Here is a 20746-nt window from a genome sequence, read left to right on the forward strand (position 1 = left end):
CGAAAGAGAGAGGGGATATGAAACATGCCTGCGGCGGCTTTCCCGAAGATGGACGTCGTCAGGAAAGACGCAGCGGCCGAGGTTTCTGTGCCGTTCCGTGCCAGGCTTGGCTGCTGGAGCCGGCCAGCGTCAGTTCGTGGATACGATTGAGATAGCAACTGGGTCAAAGTCGAACGCTCTGAGGGAGCCGATCAGCCTGGTTCCATCACCTGAGACAACCAGTTGCTTAGCGAGCAAACTTCTACGCGACCCCGCGAGATTATAGGTCGCAATAATATTTCCCTCCGAATCAATCGCCCAGACATCGGTTTCGTCATCATTTTCATCTATCCCGCCATAGAAAATGCCGTTGGGACCGATTTCGCCAGCGGTCGGAGACGAGGTTTGCAGTAAATGCGATTGGACCTCTTCCATCGTATCTGTATCGAAAACACTGAATCGAGAGGGTACAGCGGCAATCGGATATACGAGGCTGCCGTCATTCGATACGGCGAGGTCTTGTCCAGTTGCGCCTACCCCATAGACAAGATCACGGCGATTGTTGAGTGTGAGCTCTCCATCCTCCAGATACGAATAGGATACGTCGAAACAATATACGCTGTATGGGTTCAGCCCCCAGGTCATTACGCACATGGTTTCGCCATCCTTGCTGACGGCGACAGAGTTGTCGGTCTCGTAAAAATGCATACCCACATCCGGCACCATGATAACGCCTGTCCGGGCGTCATAGGCCTGAGGTGCGCCTGTAAAGAGAACCTCCTTGCCATCGACCCGCTGGACAGCGATCGATTTCAGGTACGTGGCGAGCCACCCTTCACCAACGGCATGACTCGTGAGGTCGACCGGCACGATCATGTGAGTGGATGTTTCGTATACGTACAGGACTTCGCCATCCGGACTGACCGCCATGACTCCATTTGAGGTGGTTGTATCTCGAATTATCCCCGCGGATTCACCGGTGTAGACATTGATGATTTGAATGTCTGAATCCCCACCTGCGTTCACGTAGATGTATGGCCTGACAGGGTCTGCGACGATGTTTTTGGCTATGGTATCCAGCTCAATCCGGGGGAGTGGATTCGTATCGCCGACCCATAGAGAGACGTTGATGTGCTCGGTATTTGTCACATCTGCATCAGTCGCGCGGAGTTCCACTTGCGCTGTGTACAATTGATTGGCCGAAAGGCCGGTGGGGTCAGCTTCAAGCGTCAGCATGCCGTCGGTTTGCCCTGACGGGGTTACTGAAAGCCAGGAGGCGTTGCTGCTGGCCGTCCATTCAAGTGGCTGGCCGAGATTTTCGGTGACATCTATTTGCCGTGTCAGGATGGATTTGTCAGGAAAAGAGGAGAAGCTGACCCCTGTCTCTTCGACGCGGATTTGCCGGGGCTCAATGCGCAGATCGGCCTGGATGGTGAGCTCTTGATCAAAATCGGTGTCCGAGATCTTGACATAGGCTGTGTGCACGCCTTCGGCGAGCCCGGAAGGATCGGCGTTGAGACTGATGGTGCCCGGCGATGTTCCTGTGGACGGGTTGACGCTTATCCAGCTCTGATCTGAGGTTGCCTTCCAGGAAATGTTTTCTCCAAGAAGGGAAATGTCCTGCGTCAGGGGCTGCGTCGATTGTTCCACCGTGTTGAAGACCACCGGATCATACGATGGAAGCTTTAGGGCGTCCCCGACGTTGAAGTCCACGTTCACCGTAATTTCCTTCGGGGCCGCAGTATCGAAAATAGTAAACGATCCCTGCGTGTGGCCGAGTGGGGCCAAACCGGGTGTCGCGAAGACCGTGATTGTGGCGTCGCCGACACCTGCCCTTTGATCGAAACTGAGCCAGGGCTCGTTCGCTCTGGCGCTCCATAGGATGCCTTCTCCTGTTATCTCGATAGCGGCGCCGGGAACGCTCCGTCCGTTGATCCCCGAAAATGACAGATCATGCGGCGAAGCTGCCAGCACCGGGCGTTCAGGCAGATCTTGCGTGCGCGTGTCAGGCTCGGCGGCAGAGATGGCCAGGAAGTTTGCTTCCAACAGGGTGGCGACTTCCGGACCGGCCTCGTCTTCGCGTGGGCTTTCATCGATTGCGCTGTAAGCGCCGTCGAATATGTCCTCCAGGCTGACCTTCCACGGATTGTCCAGGTCTTCATTCATGATCAGCTGGCCGCTGTTTTCGGTGAAGTCCGTCAGCAGGGTGTCGAGTCGCTGTTCCAGGGTGGGGCTGCCGTAGCCTTCCACCAGGGATTCGAGGATGCCGGCATTGATGTAGGCCGCGCGCAGGGCGTCGGCAGAGGGTTCCTCGCCTGTGCCGGCGTCGGTAATGTCGATGCCAGGCAGGTTCCACAGGTCTGTACTTTCGAGGCCGAACAGGCCGGCGACCTGGTCGTTCACGGCGATGAGATCCGCCTGGTCGATTTCACTGCCGTTCGCATTGAACTCGGCAAGTGCGGTGGCGAGCGTGGTGATGGCATTCACATGCACGGTGAGGCTGCCGCCATCTGCCGGTGCCTCGACCAGGGCGGCGAGTTCAAAATCTGCGCTGATTTCGACCTGGCCGCCGAAGGGCGTCCCGAAACAGCCTGATGGCGCGTCGCAGATCATCATGACGCCGTCGCCGCCGGTGACGATGACTTTTACAACACCGCCATCGAAATCCACGCTTCCATCGATCTCGAGATCGAAGCTGCCGTCCACCGTGCTGGTCGTGCCGGTGGCAATGACCATTTCGGGATGGTTCGCGTCGATCACGCGGACCGCGCCACCGAGAATGACGCCCTTGGTGGCCGAGCCGTCGAGCTCGAAGCTGATGCCGGCCGGCGCCGGGGGAGGAGGAGGAGGCGGCGGCGGTGGAGGTGGCGGGGGAGGCGGAAGAGGTGTTGAGGCCGGGGCACTACCGCCGCTGCCACTGCCACCGCCGCCTCCGCCACATGCTGTCACGAGGCCCGTGCAAAGGATCAGCGCAAGCACACCCGCAGTATGGCGGAGCGAATGTCTGGAGCGGAAACCTGACTGCATTCTCTTCTTCCTTCGATTTGCCGGCATCGCCGGCCTTCATGAAGGACGTGGGCACTCAAGGTGAACCAGCAGACGCGGTCAGCGGCTGGTTCCGTTCCATTAATGAGAGACAATCGGGCCCCCGCCCTCAACCCTTCCATACTGGCCGATACAATCCGTGCCACCCTTGGGACGGAGCAGTGTGCAGGATTTCAAATTCATGACGATCTGCGGCCGAATCCGAACATCACGCAATTTGAAACTGAATTAATCGAGACAGTAGTCACGACTACTTGTCAATCGGAGAGTGTCGACAATTCCCCTTCGAGAGATCTAGCTTCAACACTTATTGCATCGGGCAAGAAAATGCGGCGTCCAGCTCGCCGTCCGAGCCTTTCATGCCAGGCGGAAGCCGTCATTACCTGGTCGCGGGCCATCCATGGTCAATCTGGGCCGGAGCGCCAGACAATAAAAAACCCTGCCGAAGCAGGGTTTGGTGCCCAGAAGAGGACTCGAACCTCCACGCCTTGCGGCACACGGACCTGAACCGTGCGCGTCTACCAATTCCGCCATCTGGGCACAGGATTGGAAGGCGCGGATGTATAAGCCAACGGCGCTGTCGTCAACGGGGAATCCCAGCCTTCATCAGCTTTGTTTCCGGTATCGCCTTGCCGCTGGCCCGGTGCCCATCGGCGCACAACCGCCTGTCCCGGGGTACGCATGTATTTGCTTCAGCCCACGAGATGAATATGGCCGTCCGGATTGAGGTGGCGGTGGAGGGCCTGTTCGGCGCGCGCACGGTGTTCCGGGGTCATGCCGCCCAGGACGTGGCGGCAAAGGATGAGGTCAAACCGGCCGGGCGCGTCCTCCGGGGAGAGCAGGTTGTGGGCCTGGAACTGCACCTGCCGGGAGAGGGCAGGCGAGACCTGCCATCTCTGCTCTGAGGCCTGTGTGAAGTATCGGATCAGATTTCCGGCCGTGAGGCCGACCTGGACCTCGAAATGGCTGTACAGGCCAGCGTTGGCCCGCATCAGCGCGGCTTCGGAGATGTCGGTCGCGACCAGGTCGATCCGCCGGACCGTCTCGGCGGGCAGGACATTGTTCAGCAGGATCAGCAGGGAAAAGGCTTCCTGGCCCGACCCGCAGCCGGCGCACCAGATTCGGTAAGGGCCTGGCGCCGTGCGCGCCAGCGCGGGGGCGATAACCTGTTCGAACAGCGGTGCCAGCTCGCGGCGTTCGGAGACAAACCGGCTGTGCCGGTCGAGCAGGGCGGTTGCGGCTTCAAGCTCAAGATTGGCGCCGGGGCGGAAGTCCCCGATGTGCCGGGCCAGCGCGTCGATCGAGTCATGCCCGGTGCGGAAGGCGAGACCTGTCAGGCGGCCGGCAAACAGGACCTGTTTGTTCTTGTGCAGGAACTGGCCGGTGTGCTTTTCGGCCAGCGCCTGCAGAACGGAAAATGTTTCCTGCCGCATGGATGTCCCCACCCAGTTCCCCCTGAGCCGGCAGAGCCGGCAATCGAATTGTCCCGGTGCAGATCTGTGGGACGCCAGCCATTGGTCTTTGTAACCACTATCCGGCCCCTCCCATCAGCGCCGGACGGGGTTAACCATAATTCCATGCGACCGCCGGCGCCATCCCCGATAAAGTGAAATGCCGGTTTGCAGGGTTCGTCAGGTCAGCGCCTCCTGGGGCAGGTGTCTTTGCAACCGGAGCAAGGGGGTGGAAGCCGGTAAATCAACGGACTTGTCCCGAATTCGTTCATCAGGCGAAATTCGGGAAATCGTTCCCCCAAGGGCGATTTACCTTGGAGAAGCCCGGATTTCGGGCGATTGTGGCACGATACGTGCGCCATTTCAGAGCGCGTGGGTGGGGGAATTTGCGGCACGGCGCTTGCAATCCCGGGGAAATAGAATGTTGTGCGCAGCTCTGGATGCGCCGCGCGCGGCTGTTGAGTAATGGAGATAGAGATGAAATCGGTTCTTGTTTGCGGTGCTGGCGGGTTTATTGGCGGACATCTGGTCCGGCGCCTCAAGCGTGAAGGCTATTGGGTGCGCGGCGTTGACCTGAAAAAGCACGAATTTGCAGAAACCGAAGCCGATGATTTCGTGATCGGCGACTTGCGTGACCAGTCGCTGGTCCGGGAAGTGGTGGACCGGAAGTTCGACGAAATCTACCAGCTGGCCGCCGACATGGGCGGGGCAGGTTATATCTTCACTGGCGACAATGATGCCGACGTGATGCACAACTCGGCCACGATCAACCTGAATGTTCTGGATGCGGCCTATAAGCGTAACTGCAAGCGCATCTTCTATTCTTCGTCCGCCTGCATGTATCCGGCCTACAATCAGGAAGACCCGGACAATCCGAACTGCCGCGAAGACAGCGCCTATCCGGCGGCTCCGGACAGCGAATATGGCTGGGAGAAGCTGTTCTCCGAACGCCTCTACCTGTCCTACAATCGCAATCACGGTATGGAGTCGCGCGTCGCGCGTTACCACAACATCTTCGGCCCGCAGGGCACCTGGGATGGCGGCAAGGAGAAAGCCCCGGCCGCGCTTTGCCGCAAGATCGCCAGGGCGAAGTCCGGCGACTCGATCGAGATCTGGGGCGATGGCGAGCAAACCCGGTCATTCCTCTATGTCGACGAATGCCTGGAAGGCACGATCCGCCTGACCAGGTCTGACTTTACCGGCCCGGTGAATGTCGGCTCGGAAGAGATGGTCACGATCAACCAGCTCGCCATGATGATTGCAGACGTCGCCGGAAAGAAGATCGAACTGGAGCATATTCCGGGCCCGCTGGGTGTACGTGGCCGCAACTCCGAGAATACGCTGATTTCCGAACGCCTTGGCTGGTCGCCGAGCCAGCCGCTGAGAACGGGCCTCGAGAACACCTATGAGTGGATCGAGCGTCAGGTGAAGGCCAACGCGCCAGCGGCGGCCTGAAGCAACTGTCAGGGAAGGGGCCGGCCGGACGAGGCTGGCCCGTTTCGGACTCTGATAAATCCCGGCCGCGCACGGATGTTGGCTGAAACGGATTGATGACCATGGACCAGATTGCTGCCCAGCTGATCGGCTTTGCCGCCGACCATACGCAATGGATCGCGGCGCTGGTCTTCGTGCTGGCCTTTTTCGAATTCATCCCCTTCGTGTGGGTGGCCCTGGTCGGGGTCGCCGCCCTCGTCGGGCCGCAGAATGTCGGCCAGCTGGCGGTGGTCGTGGCGGCCGCGACGATTGGCGGGGCGCTGGGCGATGTCAGCCTTTACCTGCTGGGCCAGAAGAATGCCGGCCATCTTGGCCGCATCTGGCCATTCCGGAAGCATCCGAACCTGATTGCGAAGAGTGAAGCCTTTTGCGCCCGCTGGGGGCTTGGCGCTGTTGTGATCGGGCGGTTTTCCGGTCCGGTGCGGGCCGGTGTGCCCGTGGTCGCTGGCGCGCTGCGCATGCCGGCGGTGACGTTTTCAGCTGCCTCGGTTGCCGGCGCGCTGATTGCCGCCGTTGTGTTCCTTGTCCCGGCTGCTGTGGGTGCGGGCACCTTGTTCGGGATGCTCGGCCTCAGCTGACGGAGGCGCGTCCGGATCTTCCGGCTTGTGCCCGATCCAGAGCATGTGCGGGACATGGTAGCCGCGGTCCAGCGGCACCTGCTCGACATCGAAGCCAGCGGATTTCAACTGCCTGCGAACCTCTTCCGGCGACGGAAACGTGAAGGTGTTCTTCTCTCCCATCGTCAGCCCAAAGATATTCACGGCGAGTGTTTCTTCCGCTTTCAGAATGGCAAGTTTTCCGGGCTTCCCTGTATTCATTTCCTTCAGGAAGAGCCATCCGCCGGGTTTCAGGCTGTCATAGCATTTCTTCAGGATGCCCGCCCACATGATCAACGGCACCAGATACATGACATCCAGAATGGAAATGTAATCCACAGACCCTTCCGGAAAGTCAGCGATGCTCATGACAGCGAGCTTGTGACCACGCGTTCCGGCATTGGCGAAGGCCTCTTTCGCCTGCCGGATTTTCTGGGGGTCGAGATCAATTCCGATCAGGCTCAGACCGGGGCGCATGCGGTGAGCCAGCGCCAGGAAGATGCCGTGTCCGCAGCCAAGGTCCAGGAGTGTCCGGCGTTCTCCGGCGGGGGTGCGGGGAATCCGGGCAATGATTTTGCCGAAAGGGGAGAGTAGCGAGCGGATCACCTGGTGTATTCGCCAGATGACGGGCAGCGGCGAGAGGAAATGCCAGACAAAAAGGGCGATGGACAAACGGCCCATCCGGCACGGGGACTCTGTGCTGTCTAGGCCGTCAGGTCCCGGAACGAGATCAGACGGATCCCCTTCGCTTCGATTTTCGCGGCGACCGAAGCGTCCTTCAGAGCTGACAATTCGTTCGCCCATGCATACCCCCAATGGAGTTTATCGGACGCGGGGTCGTCTTCCCCGGGATGGCACATTAACTCACAGGTGCCGGTTTGCGGCAAGTTTGACACGACCGTCAGGAGAGCGGCTGTGTCGAGTTTCCCGCCATAGTGGAATCCCGCAAAACGATCCGTCGTCGGGCCAAATCCCTTGCGAGCGCGGTTGCAGAAATGGTTCAGGACAAGCTGTTGGGCGACGCGCGGGAGTCCGCCCGGTGACGTCAACATGTAGGGACTGACCGTCTCCCGCGGCAGGCGCATGGGGGCGATCCCGTGTTTACGGCCAAGGTCCTGCGCGACGGAAAGGATACCGGGCAGCATGTGGACGTGCTGGTGGCTGTCGAGGTGGGAAATCGCAAGACCGGCTTCCTTGATACGCGCGATCTGGGCGTCCAGTTCGAGGCGGACTTCATCGAGGTCGATGAGGCCGCGGAAATAGCGCTTGGCAAACACGGTGATGTGTTTGTGGAAATGGCCGGTTTCGTCGACGAGGCTCGGAACTTTTGCCGGGTCGGTCAGCGGGCGTTCCTCGATCAGGGTCAGGTGGACGCCAATGTCGAGCGAGGGCGTTGCCTTTGCGATCCTGACCGCATGATCGAAGGCCGGGGCACAGGCCATGATCGAGGTCGACGTCAGGATGCCATTGAGATGTGCATCGGCGACGCCTTCATTCACCCGTTCCGACAGGCCGAAATCGTCCGCATGCACGATCAGGCGCAGACCGTTTGTCGCGGCCTTGTCAGGTGTCGGCGTAAGGGGGACGGCTTCGGTCATGGCGCAGGAGGGGCCTCGGCGATTGTCGGGAAGGCATACCAGATTTCGGTGTCGTCCCGCGAGTGGATCACCTCGGGCGCCCGTCCGCCGGCCCGCTCGCTGGCGCGCTTCATCAGCCGGTCGAACCGCTCGTCCAGCCAGCGCGGCTGGTATTTCGATGTACGCAGGATGTAGACCGTCGGCGTCTCGCCATAGGTCGGACCATAGCCCCACGGCCAGTTGCGGGTGGAGGCGACATAGTCCGGATCGAAATACGGAATCTGGAAGCGCACCGTATCCGGATCGTTTTCCGGGAAGAGGAGCGTATCGCCCCAGGGGTAAAGTTCCACCGTGGTCAGGCCGTTTTCCTGGATGCCATTCATGTAGGCTTCCAGCACGGCGCGGTCTTCGGGGGTGAAGTAGGGCACGTCATCGGCGATGACCATGCCATCGACATTCAGTTCCTGCAGGTAACCTTTCGGGCCTTCGATCCGGCCGGTCTTCAGGAAGAACAGGCCCGCGACCGCCACAAGGGCGAGCGATGCGCCAAGGGAGATCAGTGCCTGGTCCGGATAGCGCCGGCGCACATCCTTCACGAGGATCTCGATCAGGGCGAGCGCGGCGAGCAAATAGGCGAAATCGTTGAACACGTCATACCACTGTTCCTCGCGCACGCGGCTCATCAGCCAGGCGCCGACAGCGAAAGCGGTAAGGTGCGCAACCGGCACCTTGCGCCAGAGGGCCAGCGCCCAGATGGCGAAGATCGACACCAGGCCTACGGCATGCCAGCCGCCGAATTGCGACGCGCCCTTGCTGGCCGAGGTCGTCTCGGACAGGCGGTAGGCGAGGTCATGCTCGAAGGCGGCCCAATGGGTAAAGATGTAGAGCGCCTGCGCGGCCCAGGCCGCGACGCCGATGCCAATCACGATCATGCCTGTCCGGCTCGGCCAGTTCTTCCACAGCTTGCCCGCGAAAATGGCATAGAAGAAAACCGGTGCGCCCATCAGCATGGCGTTCGGGTGGATAACGGCAGACCCGCCAAGCAGGCCGAGCGCGACCCAATGGCGATTGTTCTGCACAAGAAGCAGCGCGCCGCAGATGATGGCGAACATCACCGCTTCCATGCGGGCATTGTTGGCCATGGCCACGAAGTGTCCATTCAGCAGGAAGGCGCCGATCAGGATCAGGCTGACCGCGGCGATCTTGCGGCCGCGCATGGCCGTGGCCAGAAGGCCGAACCCGGCCAGTGTCGCGACGAGGGACACGGCCCGCGCGATTTCCAGCGAAAAGCCGAAGACCTTGAAGACGATGCCCATCAGGAGGGGATAGCCATAGGGCAGCAGCAGGAGCGGGCGGTCCGGGTCGATTTCCGGCGCGATGAAATCATTCCAGCGCTCAAATCCGCGCGCCTGCCAGAGGAAGTAGGCTTCGTCGCCCCATGGGGCAGGCAGGGTCAGCCCGGCGGCCATGTGCACGGCAATCGTCAGGATCCCGACGAGCACCACGCCCGCGAGGAAAAGGCTTGCGCGCAATGTCCAGCTGTCATCCCCGCCGCGCAGGAAATGCATCAACTTCTGAAGTGTCTGAGCTGCGTCCATGCGCGTGGCTCCTCCCATCTTGCCGCCTGTGACGGCGACTACATTCTCTGGTCGAGATTTTTTTCCGTTTCGACGTGGGCAAAATTCTGGATCACCGAAGCGATCGTTTCCACAATATCGGCCTTTTGCACCTTGCCGGATGTATCGCTGACAAGCGTGTCCAGCCGGTCGATGAAGTCCGGGCCGATCTTCGCCTTGGCGTGACGAATGGCCAGCACGCTCTCCATGCCGATCTCGTGGGAGACCTCGTCGGCGCCGACGAACTCCTCATAGGGTTTCTCACCACTCGTATCGAGCGGGGTGAGGAGTAGGGGCCATTTGCCCTGCTTGCGCAGCGCGGCGACTTCATGGCGGGCTTCGGTCTCATCCTCGAACGGAACGGCTTCGAAGCCGGTGAGTTTCAGCACGTCTGCCGCAATGGCTTCCAGAAGGCGCAGTTCCTTTTCCGGGTCGAGGCGCGGGATGATGATTTCATCCTGTCCGCCAAGCAGGGACGCCAGCAGGCAGATCTCGCCCGCTTCGGCGCGGGTGACGAAATAGCGGCGTGTGCCCCGCGGGGCAGCCAGCGGTTGGCCGAGTTCGATCCGGCGCAGCCAGGCCTGCGGCAGACTGCCATTGGAGAAGAGGACATTGGCGAACCGCGCCGACGACACATTCATGCCGGCGGTAGGGCTGGCGCTGAACAGCACGTCTTCCATCAGGCGCTTGGTGGCGCCCATCAGGCTGGTCGGGTTGGCGGCCTTGTCGGTGGAGACGCCGAAGAAACGGGTCGTGCCACCGCGGGCCGCGATCCAGGACTTGAAGCGCGCCTGGCGTACGACATTGGTGTCCAGCATCTGGAGCAGGGAGTAGATGTCCTTCTCCGAACGCACATGTTTCAGCGCGGCGAAATTCATCACAACATCGTAGGGGTCTTCGGAATTGACCAGACGTTCCGTGACCGGAGCGCCGAAATCGATCGGCCACATGCGAAGGTCGAGATTGGCTGGAAGGTCCATGCCAGAGCGCAGGTCGCGCACCAGTTCGGCAAGGTAATTTTCCGAATGGTCGATGACGTGCACGGCGGCCGGTTCAAACCGGATCAGCGCGCGCAGCGTGGCCGATCCGATGGAGCCACCCCCGCCGACAATCAGGACGCGCTTGCCGGTGACCGCCTCGCGGATGCGGGCTTCGTTCGCCGTGATGTCGCCCTGGAAGAAAGAGTGGCTGCGGGCCACGACATGCTGGTCGAACCGGTCCGGGGAAAGGTCGCTCATGCTCACGATGCGGTCTCCTTGCCGGCGTCGGACCGGGCGCCATAGGTGTCGGCCACGAGGTAACGCGGGCGGTTTTTCACTTCGTCGAAGATGATGCCGATATATTCGCCCAGCACGCCGAGGAAGAAGAGGTTGACCGACCCGCCGAAGGCGCCGAGCGCGAACAGGGACGCCCAACCCGGAACGATGATGTCTTCGAAGAAGAGATAGACGATCAGGTAGTAGATACCGGCCGTCGCACTGCAGGCGGCGAAGATCAGGCCCAGCCAGATACAGACGCGCAGAGGCAGTTTCGAGAAGGAGAAGATGCCGTTCGTTGCGAACAGGATCAGCGCGGCGAGGGAATAGTTCGACCGGCCTGCAAACCGTTTCTCCGGCACGAATTCGACATAGGAGATCCGGTAGCCGACCCAGGTGACAAGACCGCGGAAGAAGGGGTTGTGCTCGCGGAACTGGGTCCGGAACACATCGGCGACTTTGCGGGACAGGAGGCGGAAGTCAGCAGACCCGGCATTCAGGTCGATCCCGGTCATGCGTTCGAACACGCCGTAGAACATGCGCGAGGTGACGCGCTTGCCGAAGGAAATTTTCTGGTCGTCATGGCGGAGCGTCTGGACGATGTCGGAGCCGCCGCGCCATTCCTCGATCAGTTTCGGGATCAGCGAGGGCGGGTGCTGCATGTCGCTGTCGAGCATGACGACGGCGTCGCCGCGCGTCTCGTCGATGCCGGCAATCAGCGCTGCCTGGTGGCCGAAGCGGCGCGACATGACCAGGACGGTCACATTGTCGGATTTGTCGGCAATGCCCTGCAGGATTTCATCGCTGCGGTCCGGCGGGGCGGGGTCAACGACATAGATGTAGCGGAACTTGTACTCATTATAGAGCGGTTCAGTCGCCTCGATCAGTGCCTTGTGGAAGGTTTCGATTGCCGCTTCCTCACGGAAGACCGGGCAGACGATATCAATACTCAACATATGGCTTGTGCCTCGATCACCGATTTCATGCCTTGTTCAAATCCGATCTGCGGGCGCCAGTCTGTGGCCGCAGTCAGGGCGGAGATGTCTGCAATGACATCCATGACTTCATTCTCGCGGCGCTCGCCGCGGTCGGAATAGGGTTTGGAGGTTCCCGCCGCCTTCAGGCAGGCAGCGATGACGTCGCCAATGGAATAGGAGCGGCCGGAGCCGACATTGTAGGTGCCGCCACCTGACATCCCGATCGTGCTGATCATTGCCTCCACCACATCGTCCACATGGACGAAATCCCGGCGCGGGGCGAGGTCTGCCACGACAATTTCCTTCACCGACGGGTCAACGGCCTGACGGGCAATCGTTGGTATCAGGAAGGAATCCTTCTGGCCGGGGCCGTAGGCATTGAAGAGACGCAGCACGGTGACGTCCATGCCGAAATTGCCGGCGAAGAAGCGGCAGGCATCCTCGGCGGCGAGTTTGGACCAGGCATAGGGATTGGCCGGACTGGGCGGAAAATCTTCCGACACCGGCACGGGGGCCCCGGCACCGTAAACAAACGTGCTGATGAAGGTCATCGGCACCCCGGCGCGGCGGCATTGGTCCAGTACGCGCACGGTGCCGTGCGTGTTTACCAGGTGGTAGTTCGCCGGATCGGTCCAGCTGTCCGGCACGAAGGAAAGCGCGCCAAGATGAAAGACGTGTCCGGCGCCTTCCAGCGGCAGGTCGCCAGTGAGCAGGTCGCCTCCGGTGGAACGGGAAAAGCCCACAATCTCCATGCCCAGTGCTTCCAGCCGCGCGGCGAGCCGGCGGCCGACAAAACCAGTCTCCCCGGTCACGACAATGCGGCCGGGGAGGTCCTGTTTTGAAGAAGAGGCGGTTGCTGGCACGTCAGAGTCCCAGTTTTGTGCGCAGGTCCGGCCATTCGTCGACGGCGCGGAAATAGTCATCCGGCCGGCCGATATCGAGCCAGTAGCCTTCGTGCGTCTGCACGTTCACATCGCGCTTTTCGTCGAGGAAGCGCAGCATCAACTGGTCGAAGCCATAGGCCTCATCTTCCGGAATAAAGTCCAGCACGCGGCGGCTGAGGCAGTAGACACCCATGGAAACGAGATAGGGGGTGCGCGGTTTCTCGGTGAAGGAGACGAGATGGTCGGCGTCACAGCCGAGCACACCATAGTCGATCAGCTGTTCGCGCTTGGAGGCGGCGATGGTGAACAGGCGGTTGTCGTTTTCATGATTGGCGAAGAAGTCGCCGAAATCGAGGTCGCAGAGAATGTCGCCATTCATGACGATGAAGTTTTCCGGCAGCTCCTCCATCAGGTGCAGCGGGCCCATTGTGCCAAGCGGCTTGGTTTCCAGGGAATATTCGATGCTGACGCCCAATCGGCTTCCGTCGCCGAAATAGGCGCGCAGGATATCTGCCTGATGGTTCACGGCCAGGATGATGCGGCTGAAACCCTTGCGAGCCAGCTGCTTGATGATGACTTCCAGGATCGGGGATTCGCCAACCGGCATCAGGGGTTTGGGCAGTACGACCGTGTATGGACGCAACCGCGATCCGAGGCCCCCCGCCAGAATGACGGCTGTGCGGCCGGTGTCGTTGCTCATGTTAATACTCCTGTCCCCAGTCAGTGCAGCTGAAACCGCGTGTTCGAATTACGCGAAGAAGGCTGCAAATTCCTTGCCATTTAAACAGGAAATGCCGCGCACGTCTGGTGCAAACAGGGACACTTCTGAGGCGAGTCGTGGAAAGCGCAGCAATCCTGCGAGGAGATTCTGCTCGACTGGCATGCGCAATGCACAAAATCGACGGTAATGCGCCCTGACTCCTTCCATCCTGCGGCCGGCGGCCAGGCCGGTTCAAAGCCAGGCTACCGGGCCGATGTGGACGGACTGCGCGCGGTGGCCGTTCTGGCCGTTCTTGTTTTCCATGCAGGTTGGAGCCGGTTTTCAGGCGGCTTTGTCGGCGTCGACGTCTTTTTCGTCATTTCAGGCTATGTGATCGCGCTCAGCCTGTTCCGCGACCTGCGTGCCGGAAGGTTTTCTCTGACCGGCTTTTTCGCGCGCAGGGCACGTCGAATTCTGCCAGCGCTGACGGTGGTCTTGTTGGGTACGCTGCTGGCAAGCCTGGCAATCGTGCCGCCTGTCTATTTCCAGCCTTTTGCGGACAGCCTGATCGCGGCGTCGCTGTTCTTTTCGAACGTGCATTTCTGGCAGGCCAGTTCCTACTTCAACAATGACATGCCGTTCCGGCCCTTGCTGCACACCTGGTCGCTGGGCGTGGAGGAACAGTTCTATCTTGCGGCGCCGGTATTCCTGCTGGTGATCCAGCGTTTCCTGGCCGGACGCTGGCGGCTTGTGGTGACCTTGTGCCTGCTCGGTTCTTTCGGGCTGAACCTGTACGCCGTGCGCCACGGCCATATCGATGCGGCGTTCTACCTGCCGTTCACGCGGGCCTGGGAATTCCTGCTGGGTGTCCTGATCGCGCTCCTGCCGCGCTCAGCCCTGCCGCGCGGGGTGAACGAGGCAGGCGCGCTGGCCGGACTGGGGATGATCGCCGGGGCGGTCTTCCTGTTCGGGCCGGGGACCCTGTTTCCCGGATCTGCAGCGCTCTGGCCCTGTCTCGGGGCAGGGCTGGTGATCTGGCTGGGCCAGCCGTCGGGGCAGGAACACCGGCCGCTTGTGTCACGCTTTCTGGCCTTGCCGCCCATCGTGTGGGTGGGGCGGATCTCCTATTCGCTTTATCTCGTGCACTGGCCGGTGCTGGTCCTGGCGCCGTTCCTGATAATGCGCCGGCTGACATTCGGGGAGACGCTGGCCGCACTGGCGCTTTGCTTCCTGCTGGCCTGGCTTGTCTACCGCCTTGTCGAAACGCCCCTGCGCCGGACCGGTCGGAAAACATCGGTTGTGCTGGCAGTGGCGCTGGCGTGCGCCCTTGGTACCGCAGCGGCCGGGTGGGCAGGGGGCAAAGCCAATGCCCGTCTGTTCGCCAGTCAGCCGGGCTTCGACCGCGTGCCGGACATTCATGCGGCTGAGCGAGCGTGGGGCGCGGGCACCTGTCTGTTGCGGGATAGCCAGAGCTGGACGGACTGGTCGGCCGGGGCCTGTACGCTGGGCGATGGAGACGGTGCGCCGACCCTCCTGTTCGGGGATTCCTTTGCGGCTCATTATGTGCCGGGCCTTCGCGAGACCGGATGGGCCGCACGCGCGCCGATTGTCGAATATGCCATGGAAGGGTGCCCCCCGACCCTGGCGCCAGACAGCCCGGGTACGCCAGCCTGCCTGGCCTTCCGGCCGCAAGCCCTGGAACTCGTCCGGCAGCTGGGCGTCAAACGGGTGATCGTGGCGGGCAGCTGGCTGGAATACGGCACGCGGATTTCGGTCCAGGTCGAAAGCACATTAACCGCGTTCAAGGCCGCCGGTGTTGAGGTGACGCTGATCGGCCAATCACCGAACTTCCATATTCCGCCTTATCTGATCCTCGCGCGGACCGTACCGCCGGGAACGGAAGACGCCGCCCTGCCGCTGAGCGCCGAGGCGCGCGCGATGAATGACCGGCTTGCCGCGATAGCTTCGCGCACCGGCGCGACCTTTATTGACCCGGCCGGGGCGCTTTGTCCGGAGGGGCATTGCCCGGTCCGGGCCGGGGGCCAGGATCTTTATCTCGACTATGGTCATTTCACGCCGGACGGCTCCCGCCAGGCGGTGGAGGCCTATTTTCCAGATCCGGCACATTGATCTGGAGCCTGTCTCAATAGAATACACCAATCAGGGGAATTCACCCGGAATGCGGTCGATTTGTCCCGCTTTGGTGGATTTGGACTGGATTCCTGTGGTGTGAGAGTTGCTATAGGAAAGCTGGGCGCATTAACGGTGCGCAAGACAGCTAGAGGGACCAGAGGCACACATGAAAATTCTGATTACAGGCGGCGCGGGTTATATCGGCTCGACCATGGTACCGCGACTGCTGGAGCAGGGGCATGAAGTCACCGTGCTCGACACGTTCGAACGTGGCACGACCGAACTGGCCGCCGTGTGCGCGAACGAGAACTTCACCCCGGTCAAAGGCGATGCCCGCGATACGCGCCTGCTGGACGAACTCGTGCCGCAGGCCGATGTGCTGATTCCGCTGGCGGCCCTTGTCGGCGCGCCGCTCTGCAAGCTGGACCCGATTGCAGCCAAGACCCTCAACCAGGAAGCGGTTGTGGACCTCGTCAAGCGGACCTCCAAGGACCAGAAGGTCGTCTTCCCGGTCACCAATTCCGGCTATGGCATCGGGGAAAGCGGCAAGTTCTGCACCGAGGAAAGCCCGCTGAACCCGATCTCCCTCTACGGTATCACCAAGGTGGAAGCCGAGAAGGCCGTGCTCGACAACGGCAATGGCGTGACGCTGCGCCTGGCCACGGTGTTCGGCATGGCTCCGCGCATGCGCCTGGATCTGCTGGTCAATGACTTCACCTGGCGCGCCGTAACCGACCGGGCCGTCGTCATCTTCGAAGGCCACTTCAAGCGCAATTACATCCATGTCCGCGATGTGGTGAAAGGCTTCGAGCACGCGATTGCGAGTTTCGACACGATGCGCGGCGAGGCCTACAATCTCGGCCTGTCGGATGCGAACCTCTCCAAGATCGAGCTTTGCCAGAAGATCCAGAAACACGTGCCGAGCTTCGTCTATCTCGAAGCGCCGATCGGCGAAGACCCGGACAAGCGTGACTACATCGTCTCGAACGAGAAGGTGGAAGCCACGGGCTGGAGTCCGGACTGGTCGCTTGACCGGGGTATCGCTGAACTGCTGCGTGGGTACAAGATGATCCGCAACTCCCGCTACTCGAACGTCTAAGGCCTCGTAATGATCATTGTCCGCAGCCCGCTTCGTGTCTCCTTCTTCGGAGGCGGTACCGATCACCCCTCCTGGCTGGAGCGCGGGGAGAAGGGGGCCGTGCTGTCGACGTCGATCGACAAATACATCTATATCCAGCTGCGCCGGCTGCCGGCGGTGTTCGATTTCAACTACCGCGTCGCCTGGGGCATGCTGGAAGAAGTGTCGACCATCAACGAGATCCAGCATCCGGTCGTGCGCGAAGTGCTGAAGCACTATGCCGGCGACAACGAGACGGGCTATGAGGTGATCCACAACTCCGATCTGCCGTCCAAGTCAGGCCTTGGGTCCTCCTCTTCCTTCACCGTGTCGCTGCTGCACGCCTTTTTCGGCAACCAGGAAATGCTCAGTTCCAAGAAGAAGCTGGCGCGCGAAGCTATCTTTGTCGAACAGAAGCTGCTGGGTGAAACGGTTGGCTATCAGGACCAGATTGCGGCGGCCCATGGCGGCCTGAACCGGATCGAGTTTTCGGAAGACGGCGACTATGACATCTCTCCCATCCGCTTGCCGGCCGCACGCCGCGCGGCGCTGGAAGACTCGATGATGCTGTTCTTCACCGGCTTCACCCGCTTTGCCGACGAGATCGAAAAACGCAAGGTGGCAAAGTTCGGTGACCGGACGAAAGAGTTGCGCGCGATCTATGACATGGTGGGCGAGGGGGAACAGATCCTCACGGACCCGTCACGCGACATCAATGATTTCGGCGCGCTTCTCAATGAGACCTGGATGAACAAGAAAGCCCTCGACGCCTCGGTATCAAACCCCGAGATCGACGAGCGCTATGAAGCGGCTCTCAAGGCCGGTGCGCTTGGCGGCAAACTGCTGGGTGCAGGCGGTGGCGGCTTCCTGCTGATGTTCGTGCCACCCGAAAAGCGCGCCGCAGTGATGGCCGCGATGAAGGGCATGACCCATGTGCCGCTGCGCATGGAGCGGAGCGGGTCGCAGGTCGTTCTTTACGATCCGGAATTGGATTCAAACTATCTTCCCGCCGGGGCCAAGGTTTCCTGAACATGATTGATATTGATGTGTCCGCACAGACGGCTGCCATGACCTGCACGCAAGGCGACGTTTTGTTCGCCGGGCTCGAAAAGGCACTGGATAATGGCCGGGGTTTTGTCTTCGTCACCGATGCGGGCGGCAAGCTGCTGGGCTATGCCGACCTTACCATGATGCGCGAGGCCTTCATGAAGGGCGGGCATCTTTCCGGCCAGACGGTTGGCGATGTGGCGGCCCCTTGGGGCAGTGCGAAAGAGCCGCTCGGTGTGGAGCCTGTGCTGGATGGCGAAGGCCGCCTCAGCGGGATCGACGAGTCCGGCCCGCAGCCCTTCCTGCCGGTGTCTGAGCCGGACCTCACACACCGCGAAATGCGCAACGCATTCGACGCGTTCCTGTCGACCTGGATTTCCTCAACTGGCGACTACATCCGCCGCTTCGAACGCGAGTTCGCCGAAAAGATGGGTATGGCCCACGGTGTGGCGACGTCCAACGGCACCGTCTCGCTTCACCTTGCCATGGCGACGCTGGGCATCGGGGAAGGGGACGAAGTGATCGTTCCGGACCTGACTTTCGCGGCTTCCATCAATACGGTAATGCATGTCGGCGCCCGGCCTGTCCTGGTCGATGTCGACCGCGATACCTGGTGCCTGTCGGCCGAAGCGGTTGAGCGGGCCATCACGCCGCGCACGCGCGCCATCATGCCTGTGCACGTCTTCGGCCGCCCGTCGCAGATGACGGAAATCTTTGAACTGGCGCAGGCCCGGGGCCTCTACATCATTGAAGACTGCGCCGAAGCCCATGGCGCGAAATATGACGGCCAGCCGATCGGGTCCTTCTCCGACATTTCGAGCTTCTCCTTCTTCGCCAACAAGATCATCACCACAGGTGAAGGCGGGATCTGCCTGACCAATGATGCCGATATTGCAACGCGCATGCGGATGCTGCGCGATCATGGCATGCGGCCGGAGCGCCGTTACTGGCATGAGGAGCCGGGCTTCAATTTCCGCATGACCAATATGCAGGCCGCCATCGGGTGTGCCCAGATCGAGCGGATGGACGAGCTGCTTGCAATGCGCGCCGCTGTTTATGACCGTTATGTCGAGGCCCTCTCGGGCATCCCCGGCGTGTCTTTCCCGCCGCCGATGGACCAGCGTGCCCAGCCGGTGACATGGTTTGCCTGTGCCCAGGTGCCGGAAGACAAGCGCGCCGACCTCATTGCCGCCTGCAAGGCCGCGAATATCGATCTGCGCCCCTTCTTCCACGGCCTGTCGTCGATGCCTGCCTATCGTCAGTATGCCCGGAAGTGCCCGAACAGCACCTGGCTGTCCCGCACGGGCGTCAACCTGCCAACCTCGCGCCGCGTAGACGATGCGATGGTCGCCCGGATTGCCGGTGTGTTCGAAAGCGTGCTGGGCAAGAAAGCCTAGGCAAAACATTCAGACGAAACCAAAAAAGGGCGCTCCAGCGGAGCGCCCTTTTTGTATCTGCTTGCATACTGCCTCAGTCGCGGATCGGATAGCGCATCCAGTCATGGGCGAGCAGGGCAGCATCTTCCGAATCGAGACGGCGCCCGGCTGCGCGGCGGTAGGTGGCGCGGTTGGCGCGGGCCGTGCGCAGGAAGTCGAAATCGGACAGGCGCACTTTGCCTTTCTCGATAAGGTCGGCACAAAGCGCATCGTCTGTGAAGAGGCGTTCGATGACCCCGGCCATGTCGTGCGGATCCATCGGATCGAACAGGAGGCCGGCATCGCCGACCTGCTCGGGCAGGGCGGTGACGTTCGAACTGGCCACTGGAATACCCTCCGCCCAGGCTTCGAAAATCGGAAGACTGTTCGCTTCGAACAGGCTCGGCACGACCAGACAGCGGGCCATCTGATAGATCGCGCGCAGATCCTCATTGGACACGAAGCCCAGGAACTGGACCTGGTCTTCGAGGCCGAGTTCACGCATGCGGCTGTCCAGCGCTTCGCGGCTCGGCTCGTGCCGGGCTCCGGTGGAGACCAGCGGTACGGTCAGGCCCTTTTCATCTCGCAGCCAGGCCATCGCCTCGAACAGGCGCAAATGGTTTTTGTGCGGCCAGGTATTGTTCGGATAGAAGATGTAGCGCTCGGGCAGAGTATATTTGGCCCGCGTCGCGGCCTTGTCCTCGTCGGTCACCTCCGCCAACAATTGCGTGGGGGCTGCCTCCGGAATGATCTGCACCTTGTCGGGGCTGACGCCAAACTGGGCGACAACGTCATCCTTGATCCATTGTGAGTTCACGATGATCGCATGCGATGTGCGACAAGCAGCCCGGTAAATCGTTTCGCGCCAGGTGAGATCCGACAGGTCGAAGAATTGCGGATAATGCAGATGCTGCAGGTCGTGCGGATTGTAGACGGTCGGAATGGCGCAATAGATGAAGCCCTGAGTGGGCTGGTGCAGCACATCGAGGCCGAGGCTCTCGAGCCATCCGTCCGAGATTGGCACCTGCGGCCAGCCAACTTTGCCGTCCCGGCCGAGCGCCTTGTTCGCCAATCCCTTCACTCCGCGCAGGACGTCACGGACCGGATTGCCAGAGGAGACTGGACGCATTTCAAAGCGCTGATTTGCGGCAAGCGGGCTCAGCCAGTCGACCTGGTTCTGGTTCTCGACGATCAGGACGTAGGTTTCCGGCCCGTCCAGCTTCCCCAGCGCCGTGATCAGGCTGCGCAGGGCCGTTGCGATACCGCCATGTATCCCCGGTTCGACGTCTACAATGATGCCAACCTTCAAAATTCTGTCTCCTCCCTGGAGCGACTGTATCGATCCGGTCCAAATGTGCTGGTGCGCGTCACCAATGGGGGGCGCAGCACGCAAGTCTGATGCAAGTGGCCCTTTTATGGACCGTTTCTTGAAATTCCGTGTTAGTGGAAACAGGAAGTT

At 61.1% G+C, this 20746-nt stretch carries 16 protein-coding genes and 1 tRNA gene; 6 read left to right on the forward strand and 11 right to left on the reverse strand.

Annotation, left to right across the window (positions count from 1 at the left end):
- Positions 1 to 129 precede the first annotated feature (129 nt).
- The 3 genes from HAD_RS06115 to HAD_RS06125 all read right to left on the reverse strand — a co-directional run bounded on the left by HAD_RS06115 (position 130) and on the right by HAD_RS06125 (position 4457).
- Positions 130 to 2739, reverse strand: coding sequence for a BACON domain-containing protein (locus tag HAD_RS06115; protein WP_084331790.1), 2610 nt, complete (start codon positions 2737 to 2739; stop codon positions 130 to 132).
- 740 nt (positions 2740 to 3479) lie between these two features.
- Positions 3480 to 3564 (reverse strand) — tRNA-Leu (locus HAD_RS06120).
- A 152-nt stretch (positions 3565 to 3716) separates the two neighbouring features.
- Positions 3717 to 4457 carry a CheR family methyltransferase gene (locus HAD_RS06125; RefSeq protein WP_051595962.1) on the reverse strand — a complete coding sequence of 247 codons (741 nt, stop codon included), beginning with the start codon at positions 4455 to 4457 and terminating at the stop codon, positions 3717 to 3719.
- Positions 4458 to 4952: 495 nt separating this feature from the next.
- Between HAD_RS06125 and HAD_RS06130 the strand changes: the two genes are divergently transcribed.
- Both HAD_RS06130 and HAD_RS06135 read left to right on the forward strand, forming a co-directional pair.
- Complete coding sequence (locus HAD_RS06130) at positions 4953 to 5930, forward strand: NAD-dependent epimerase/dehydratase family protein (RefSeq protein ID WP_035570000.1); 978 nt, start codon at positions 4953 to 4955, stop codon at positions 5928 to 5930.
- Positions 5931 to 6031: 101 nt separating this feature from the next.
- The gene (locus HAD_RS06135; RefSeq protein ID WP_051595963.1) at positions 6032 to 6547 is read left to right on the forward strand and encodes a DedA family protein; all 516 of its coding nucleotides are present in this window, start codon (positions 6032 to 6034) and stop codon (positions 6545 to 6547) included.
- Here HAD_RS06135 and HAD_RS06140 read toward each other — a convergent pair.
- Genes HAD_RS06140 through HAD_RS06170 form a run of 7 tightly spaced genes read right to left on the reverse strand, consistent with a single transcriptional unit; the run spans position 6446 to position 13575 of the window.
- A complete protein-coding gene (locus HAD_RS06140) occupies positions 6446 to 7237 on the reverse strand; it encodes a class I SAM-dependent methyltransferase (protein ID WP_162177474.1) in 792 nt (263 codons plus the stop codon). The genes HAD_RS06135 and HAD_RS06140 overlap by 102 nt on opposite strands.
- Before the next feature lie 32 nt (positions 7238 to 7269).
- Positions 7270 to 8163: a carbohydrate deacetylase gene (locus tag HAD_RS06145; protein ID WP_051595964.1), complete on the reverse strand. Its 894-nt coding sequence runs from the start codon at positions 8161 to 8163 to the stop codon at positions 7270 to 7272.
- The gene (locus tag HAD_RS06150; protein ID WP_035570002.1) at positions 8160 to 9740 is read right to left on the reverse strand and encodes an ArnT family glycosyltransferase; all 1581 of its coding nucleotides are present in this window, start codon (positions 9738 to 9740) and stop codon (positions 8160 to 8162) included. Before HAD_RS06150 ends, HAD_RS06145 begins: the two co-directional genes overlap by 4 nt.
- 38 nt (positions 9741 to 9778) lie before the next feature.
- Entirely contained in the window at positions 9779 to 10996 is a 1218-nt protein-coding gene (locus HAD_RS06155; RefSeq protein WP_051595965.1) for a polysaccharide biosynthesis protein, read from the reverse strand.
- A gap of 2 nt (positions 10997 to 10998) precedes the next feature.
- Entirely contained in the window at positions 10999 to 11970 is a 972-nt protein-coding gene (locus HAD_RS06160; RefSeq protein WP_035570003.1) for a glycosyltransferase family 2 protein, read from the reverse strand.
- Positions 11964 to 12854: an NAD-dependent epimerase/dehydratase family protein gene (locus HAD_RS06165; protein WP_051595966.1), complete on the reverse strand. Its 891-nt coding sequence runs from the start codon at positions 12852 to 12854 to the stop codon at positions 11964 to 11966. The genes HAD_RS06160 and HAD_RS06165 overlap by 7 nt, the downstream gene beginning before the upstream one ends.
- A gap of 1 nt (position 12855) precedes the next feature.
- Positions 12856 to 13575: a sugar phosphate nucleotidyltransferase gene (locus HAD_RS06170; RefSeq protein WP_035570004.1), complete on the reverse strand. Its 720-nt coding sequence runs from the start codon at positions 13573 to 13575 to the stop codon at positions 12856 to 12858.
- 207 nt (positions 13576 to 13782) lie between these two features.
- On the opposite strand from HAD_RS06170, the gene HAD_RS06175 reads away from it, so the two are divergent.
- The 4 genes from HAD_RS06175 (at position 13783) to HAD_RS06190 (ending at position 19269) form a co-directional block, all read left to right on the forward strand.
- Entirely contained in the window at positions 13783 to 15705 is a 1923-nt protein-coding gene (locus HAD_RS06175; protein WP_051595967.1) for an acyltransferase family protein, read from the forward strand.
- Positions 15706 to 15874: 169 nt separating this feature from the next.
- Positions 15875 to 16807 (forward strand): NAD-dependent epimerase/dehydratase family protein, encoded by a 933-nt coding sequence (locus HAD_RS06180; RefSeq protein ID WP_035570005.1) that lies wholly within the window; start codon positions 15875 to 15877, stop codon positions 16805 to 16807.
- 9 nt (positions 16808 to 16816) lie between these two features.
- On the forward strand, positions 16817 to 17854 hold the full coding sequence (locus HAD_RS06185) for a GHMP family kinase ATP-binding protein (protein WP_035570006.1): 1038 nt from the start codon (positions 16817 to 16819) through the stop codon (positions 17852 to 17854).
- Between the two features lie 2 nt (positions 17855 to 17856).
- Entirely contained in the window at positions 17857 to 19269 is a 1413-nt protein-coding gene (locus HAD_RS06190; RefSeq protein WP_051595968.1) for a DegT/DnrJ/EryC1/StrS aminotransferase family protein, read from the forward strand.
- Positions 19270 to 19342: 73 nt separating this feature from the next.
- On the opposite strand, the gene HAD_RS17830 is transcribed toward HAD_RS06190, so the two are convergent.
- Positions 19343 to 20596, reverse strand: coding sequence for a glycosyltransferase family 4 protein (locus tag HAD_RS17830; RefSeq protein ID WP_051595969.1), 1254 nt, complete (start codon positions 20594 to 20596; stop codon positions 19343 to 19345).
- Positions 20597 to 20746: the final 150 nt, after the last annotated feature.

This window comes from Hyphomonas adhaerens MHS-3, from assembly GCF_000685235.1.
Taxonomy (GTDB): domain Bacteria; phylum Pseudomonadota; class Alphaproteobacteria; order Caulobacterales; family Hyphomonadaceae; genus Hyphomonas; species Hyphomonas adhaerens.

What these genes read in the sequence shown, in the direction of transcription:
- HAD_RS06125 (WP_051595962.1), bottom strand. Translation starts at nt 4,457, where the DNA reads ATGCGGCAGGAAACATTTTCCGTTCTGCAGGCGCTGGCCGAAAAGCAC.
- HAD_RS06130 (WP_035570000.1), top strand. Translation starts at nt 4,953, where the DNA reads ATGAAATCGGTTCTTGTTTGCGGTGCTGGCGGGTTTATTGGCGGACAT.
- HAD_RS06135 (WP_051595963.1), top strand. Translation starts at nt 6,032, where the DNA reads ATGGACCAGATTGCTGCCCAGCTGATCGGCTTTGCCGCCGACCATACG.
- HAD_RS06145 (WP_051595964.1), bottom strand. Translation starts at nt 8,163, where the DNA reads ATGACCGAAGCCGTCCCCCTTACGCCGACACCTGACAAGGCCGCGACA.
- HAD_RS06150 (WP_035570002.1), bottom strand. Translation starts at nt 9,740, where the DNA reads ATGGACGCAGCTCAGACACTTCAGAAGTTGATGCATTTCCTGCGCGGC.
- HAD_RS06155 (WP_051595965.1), bottom strand. Translation starts at nt 10,996, where the DNA reads ATGAGCGACCTTTCCCCGGACCGGTTCGACCAGCATGTCGTGGCCCGC.
- HAD_RS06160 (WP_035570003.1), bottom strand. Translation starts at nt 11,970, where the DNA reads ATGTTGAGTATTGATATCGTCTGCCCGGTCTTCCGTGAGGAAGCGGCA.
- HAD_RS06170 (WP_035570004.1), bottom strand. Translation starts at nt 13,575, where the DNA reads ATGAGCAACGACACCGGCCGCACAGCCGTCATTCTGGCGGGGGGCCTC.
- HAD_RS06175 (WP_051595967.1), top strand. Translation starts at nt 13,783, where the DNA reads ATGCGCCCTGACTCCTTCCATCCTGCGGCCGGCGGCCAGGCCGGTTCA.
- HAD_RS06180 (WP_035570005.1), top strand. Translation starts at nt 15,875, where the DNA reads ATGAAAATTCTGATTACAGGCGGCGCGGGTTATATCGGCTCGACCATG.
- HAD_RS06185 (WP_035570006.1), top strand. Translation starts at nt 16,817, where the DNA reads ATGATCATTGTCCGCAGCCCGCTTCGTGTCTCCTTCTTCGGAGGCGGT.
- HAD_RS06190 (WP_051595968.1), top strand. Translation starts at nt 17,857, where the DNA reads ATGATTGATATTGATGTGTCCGCACAGACGGCTGCCATGACCTGCACG.